5 protein-coding genes and 4 pseudogenes are annotated in these 5107 nt (G+C 68.1%); 3 read left to right on the top strand and 6 right to left on the bottom strand.

All coding sequences use genetic code 11. The features are described from left to right. The 3 genes and pseudogenes from KBI5_RS21780 to KBI5_RS28150 form a co-directional block, all read right to left on the bottom strand. Positions 1–615 (bottom strand): DUF2867 domain-containing protein (locus tag KBI5_RS21780; RefSeq protein ID WP_085016295.1); only part of this gene is annotated, 615 nt, incomplete at its 3' end. A 172-nt stretch (positions 616–787) separates the two neighbouring features. Continuing rightward, positions 788–1428, bottom strand: a pseudogene (locus tag KBI5_RS21775) (DJ-1/PfpI family protein). Beyond that, positions 1428–2403, bottom strand: a pseudogene (locus KBI5_RS28150) (GlxA family transcriptional regulator). Before KBI5_RS28150 ends, KBI5_RS21775 begins: the two co-directional pseudogenes overlap by 1 nt. A 673-nt stretch (positions 2404–3076) precedes the next feature. Between KBI5_RS28150 and KBI5_RS28145 the strand changes: the two are divergent. Together KBI5_RS28145 and KBI5_RS26590 are read left to right on the top strand one after the other, a co-directional pair. Beyond that, positions 3077–3175, top strand: a pseudogene (locus KBI5_RS28145) (Fe-S cluster assembly protein HesB); the annotation flags it as partial. Between the two features lie 71 nt (positions 3176–3246). Then, entirely contained in the window at positions 3247–3390 is a 144-nt protein-coding gene (locus tag KBI5_RS26590) for a hypothetical protein (protein WP_023842114.1), read from the top strand. Between the two features lie 177 nt (positions 3391–3567). On the opposite strand, the gene KBI5_RS21765 is transcribed toward KBI5_RS26590, so the two are convergent. Further along, positions 3568–3828, bottom strand: a complete 261-nt coding sequence (locus KBI5_RS21765) for a Txe/YoeB family addiction module toxin (protein ID WP_011436954.1) — start codon at positions 3826–3828, stop codon at positions 3568–3570. Next, positions 3825–4082, bottom strand: coding sequence for a type II toxin-antitoxin system prevent-host-death family antitoxin (locus KBI5_RS21760; RefSeq protein WP_011436953.1), 258 nt, complete (start codon positions 4080–4082; stop codon positions 3825–3827). Before KBI5_RS21760 ends, KBI5_RS21765 begins: the two co-directional genes overlap by 4 nt. A gap of 193 nt (positions 4083–4275) precedes the next feature. Between KBI5_RS21760 and KBI5_RS28880 the strand changes: the two are divergent. After that, positions 4276–4371, top strand: a pseudogene (locus KBI5_RS28880) (Fe-S cluster assembly protein HesB); the annotation flags it as partial. Between the two features lie 181 nt (positions 4372–4552). Here the strand turns inward: KBI5_RS28880 and KBI5_RS21755 are convergent. After that, positions 4553–5107 (bottom strand): group II intron maturase-specific domain-containing protein (locus KBI5_RS21755; protein WP_116289992.1); only part of this gene is annotated, 555 nt, incomplete at its 5' end.

Below are 5107 nucleotides of genomic sequence, written 5' to 3'. Positions count from 1 at the left end.
GGGGGTGCTCTCGTGCCAGTCCTTTCCGATGCCTCGCAGCAGCGGCGGGTAGACGATCAGCAGGCGAAACGGCGTGATCGCCGCCATGTAGACCCGTCCGAGCAGGCCGTTCGGTTTCACCAGCACGGTCATCTGGCCTCGGTGGCCAGCCGGCTGACGGCCGGCGTCGTCGTCCGGGATCCAGCCGACGTGCAGCACTCCGTGAACCGTGCGGTTGACTATCTCCGCGGCCCATTCGTTGTCCGTCAGAAAGACTGACCGGAACGGGAGGGTCTCGAACGCGGGTCCGGCTGGTGCGTCGCGCAGGTCGGCTGGTAGGCGTTCACGCAGCGTCGGCACCCGGATGGCGATACCCGAGTCGGGATCGTCCCAGCCGAGCCAGGCTCCGAGGCGCCAGCGGATCCTGAACAGCAGCCGGGCGACCCATGACGGGTTGTCCCCCGTGTCGCCCTCGGCGATCAGCCGCACCAGCCTCGGGAAGTCCTGCGCGGTGCCTGGTGTGGGCAGGGCCCAGACGTCCTCGATGCGGAAGTCAGGCGTGATGTCGTGAATTCGCCAGGGCCGGGATGTGTGCGCGGTCTTCGGGAGCTTCCTTTTCGTCCTCGTCTTTGTCATTCTCGTCCTCCGGGTCCTTGGGGGCGCGGGAAGCCCGAGCACGCCCGCGACGGCGCGGGCCGCGAGAAACAGTATTTCTCCTCCACCTCGCGCCCGACGGGACGTCCGCTGCCGTGCAGGTGGAACGTTGGCCGTGTCGGTGAACAGTGGTCAGTGAAGCGACCTGTACAGATCAGGCGCTGACGGCGAGGCCGCTCGCGCGCAGGGCGGCGACTCGAGCCGCGGGCGCGGTGGCGATCGAGCCGGCCGCATACGGCGGTTGGGGATCGTATTCGACAACGAGCTGGATGGATTCGGCGATGTCGTCGCCCACCATGCGTCCGGTCAGGTGCAGGGCGAGATCGATGCCGGCCGAGACACCGGCCGCGGTGGCGTACTTCCCGTCGATGACGACTCGTTCGGCGGTGGCGATGGCACCGAACGTCGTTAGATGATCAAGGCAGATCCAGTGTGAGGTGGCGCGGCGACCGGTGAGCAGGCCCGCGGCGGCCAGCAGGAGCGAGCCGGAGCAGACCGAGGCCGTCCAGGTGGCCGCCGCGTCAACGCCGCGCAGCCAGTCGAGGGTCGGCTGGTCAGCCAGGAGGTCGGCGGCTCCGGGACCACCTGGCACCAGGAGCACGTCGGGGGCGGTGACCTCGGAGAGCGCGGCATCGGCGACGACGGTCAGGCTGGCCGTGTCGGCCCGGACCGGGCCGGGCCGGGCCGGGCGGCTGCGAAGATCACCTCGGCCCCGGGAATGCGGGCGAGGATCTCGTACGGGCCGATGGCGTCCAGGCCGGTGAAACGGTCATACAGCATGATCGCGATCTGCATCAGTATCCTCCGGAGGTTGGATTTGGATGAGGTCGGAACTGGCGGCGGTATTCCATCGGCGGCACACCCAGGACCCGAACGAAGGCGCGCCGCATCGCCTCAGCGGTGCCGTATCCGCACGACCGGGCGATCTGCTCGATTCCCTCGTCGGTGTCCTCCAGCCGTCGGCGGGCCGTCTCCAGCCGGACCCCGTCCACGTACCGCCCCGGCGTCACTCCGACCTCAGCGGCGAAGGCACGGGTGAAGTGACGGGGTGACAGCGTCACGCGGCGGGCGAGAGAACCGACGGAAAGATCGCCTTCGGGGTGCTCGTCGATCCAGTGCTGGACCTCGCGCAGCTGCGGCCGTTCGGCGACCTGAGCAGCGAGCTGCGCGCTGAGCTGTGCCTGCCCACCCGGCCTGCGCAGGAACATCACCAGGTGCCGGGCTATCAGCAGCGCGACGTCCCGCCCGAGGTCCTCTTCGACCAGCGCCAACGCCAGGTCGATACCTGCGGTGACGCCGGCCGAGGCGGCGATGTTCCCGTCTCGGACGTAGATCGGCTCGGCGTCGACCTGGATGTCGGGGAAGCGTCGAGCGAGCGCAATGTGCCCAGTGCGTCGTGGCGCGACGTCCGGCCAGCAGGCCGGCCTCGGCGAGCAGGAAGGCCCCGGTGCAGACGGAGACCACACGATCGGCCTCGGCCGCCAACTCGCCGATGCGGCGCACCAGCTCCGGGTCGGGGGCGGCCGTACCCGGCCCGCCGGGCACCAGCAGTGTGTGAGCTGGTCCGACGTGGTCGATGTCGGCGTCGGGTAGCAGCCGCAACCCACTGCATGTGCGCACCGGGTGGCCACCAGGCCCGGCGGTCATGATCCGGTACGCACCTGGCCGTTCCGTGGCGGCGTCCGCCCCGGCGAACACCTCCAGCGGGCCGGTCACATCCAGGCTCTGGACGTCGTCGTAAAGCACGATGACCACGCTGCGCGGCCTCATGCGGATTAGGCTGGCAGGGCTCGAGTATGGCGGCAAGGACGCGGTTCCCACCTTTCCCGCCATCGCGTCCCGCCATCGCGTCCCGCCATCGCGTCCCGCCATCGCGTCCCGCCATTGCGGGCAGGGCCGCGGCGCGCGGCGCCGGGCTTCGGTCCTACCCGGCCGAGACGGCCACGAGATCCAGCTCGTCCACCTGGCCTGCCGTACCTCTCGGCTACCAAGGCTGCCGGCCGACTACGCGGCCTGCCGGGACCACTGACGCCCAGGACTCTGCGTCGGTAGCGTGTCAGTCACTTTCTCCCCGCCGTCCTCCGGGACTGGCGGGGCTTTTTTCTAGATCGGCTACAAGGCGGCTGCTCAGGGTGTGATCCTGGACCCGCAGGCCGTCATTGCCGCGGCGACGGGCCCAGCCGCCCCGCCCGTCCCGGCGGCTCCGCCCGCGGCAAGCGTCACGCCTCCGGAGACATCGCCGCCTGCTGGATGACGGCATTCAGAGTATGGGGACGACGTGCGCGRCACGGTACATCCCGTACCGCTGCCTCCAGCTCCGCTGGTRCAGTGTTGGCTGACAGCGCAGCCAGCGATTACGAAGCGCGCCGGGACACCGCGAACCACACGGCGATATGGCCGGCGGTGCGACGGCCGCCGTTCCCAGGCCGGCTACGGTGTTCGGGTGGGACTTCACCTGAGCCAGATCGACGAGGCGGACGAGCTGCTGACGAACGATCCGTTGGCGCTGTTGATCGGGATGGTGCTGGAGCAGCGGGCACCGGAAAGAACGAGCCCGGCGGAATGACTCGTGTCACCCGAGCAACCGAGCTCTGACTGGTCACGGCGGTGCCCGTGGGCACCGAGCCTGTCCCGGTCGGCGATCTTCGGCAGGCTCACCACCTCGAGGCGATGGCGGCAGTCGTGATCTCGCTGTTGTTCGGTGGTCGCGACCCGAGCATCGTCTTCAACCTGGTCGATGCGATCCCGAACCGGTAGACGCCAGACCGCCTCGCCGCGCTGTTCAAGGCGACAGATGTTCCGGCCCGTGATGGGGGAGAACCGGGGCGAGCAGGCCGGTTAGAGTGAGAACCCGGGGTTATGATCCGGCTTGCGGCTGCCGGAGCGAACAGGACTACGGCCGCAGTCGCTCAGAGCTGCTCACGGCAGCCTCGACTACTGATAGTGGTAGCGGCAGGAGATGATTGTGATCTGGCTGGGCTCAATCGCATAGATCAGGCGGTGCTCGTCGTCGATTCGCCGGGAGCGCAGCCCGGCGAGGTTGTTGCGCAGCACTTCCGGTTTGCCGATGCCCTGCCCATCTGGATCGCGTTTGATGTCCGCGATCAGGGCGTTGATGCGCTTGAGAGTTTTGCGGTCCTGGCTCTGCCAGTACAGGTAGTCGTCCCAGGCATGGTCGGTCCAGGTCAGCTTCACCCGTCAGGATCCGGGGAACGCTCGACCGCGCCGCCTGAACGCCACTGCTCGACGCTCTCCATCAGCCGGCGGGCGTTGGCAGGCGTGCGCAGCAGGTAGTTGGTCTCCACGATCGCGTCCCAGTCCTCCTTGCTCACCAGGACCGCGTTCCCCCTCTTCGAGACGATCTCTACCGGTGTGTGATCGGCGTTGACCTGTTCGAGAAGTGGGAACAGTGTCTTGCGCGCCTCGCTGGCACTGATCGCCGCGACCATGCCGGCACCTCCCTGAGCGTCCAGTCGTACCAAATACGGTACCATCCCTGGGTGCTCGTCAGCTGGCCGTGCAGCGGGGGGTCAAACTGGCGTCGCGTAGGGACCGGTAGCGTCCAGTAGTGAGGGACACGGAGCCGCCTGACGAGTTGACCAGCGTCGCCAGTCCCCGAACACGGTCGGCTACGGTGGTGTGGTGGGACTGCACCTGAGCCAGATCGGCGAGGCCGACGAGCTGCTGACCAAGGATCCGCTGGCGCTCCTCATCGCTATGGTTCTGGGCCAGCCGGTATCGGAAAGATGGAGTGGAATCTCACTATACGTGCCCGCATAGATACTCATCGTCATGGTTGATCCGTTGCGTGGCGGGGGACGCGAGCTATCAGGGTCGAGTAGCCGGGAGGGGTTTCACCTCCCGGCTCTCGCAGAACCGTGCGTGACGGTCTCCCGTCACACGGCTCCTGTCATCCTGGTCACCGGAAGGTCGGAACCCACCGCCAGTGCGCGAACAGACCCGGAGAGCCCGTGACTGCCCGTTGCCAGGCGGCTGACGCCTTTCTCATGGGTCGTAGCCGCTTGTACTTCTTGCGGATCCAACGCACCAGGTAGGAGTTGATGCGCGTGAGGAGAACGGACAGCGCGGAGCGGTAGAACGCCCCGTAGTACGCCATCCAACCTCGGACGATCGGGTTGATCGTCCGGGCGAGGTCCGCGAGCGTGACGTTGCTGCGGCGGTGTAGGCGCCAGTGACGGACCTGCCTACCGAGCGCGGTCAGGGCCTGCCTGCTGATCGCGGGCTGGAACGAGGCGAAGAGCCGGCCGTTCCTGCCGCGTGCCGCGCGGGCACGGAAGGTGTACCCGAGGAACGTGAACGCGGTGTGCTCGTGGCCGAGCCGCCGGTTGGCGTCCTTGCAGTACACGATCCTGGTCTTGGTCGGGTGCAGACGCAGCCCGACCTCGGCCATCCTGTCCTCGACCGCCTGGCGCACCTGGTGGGCCTGGCGTTCGCTGGCGCAGTGGAGCACTGC

Source organism: Frankia sp. KB5, assembly GCF_002099325.1.
Classification (GTDB): Bacteria; Actinomycetota; Actinomycetes; order Frankiales; family Frankiaceae; genus Frankia; species Frankia casuarinae.
Note: the sequence above shows the minus strand (reverse complement) of the source record. Positions and strands in the feature narration are given on the sequence as shown.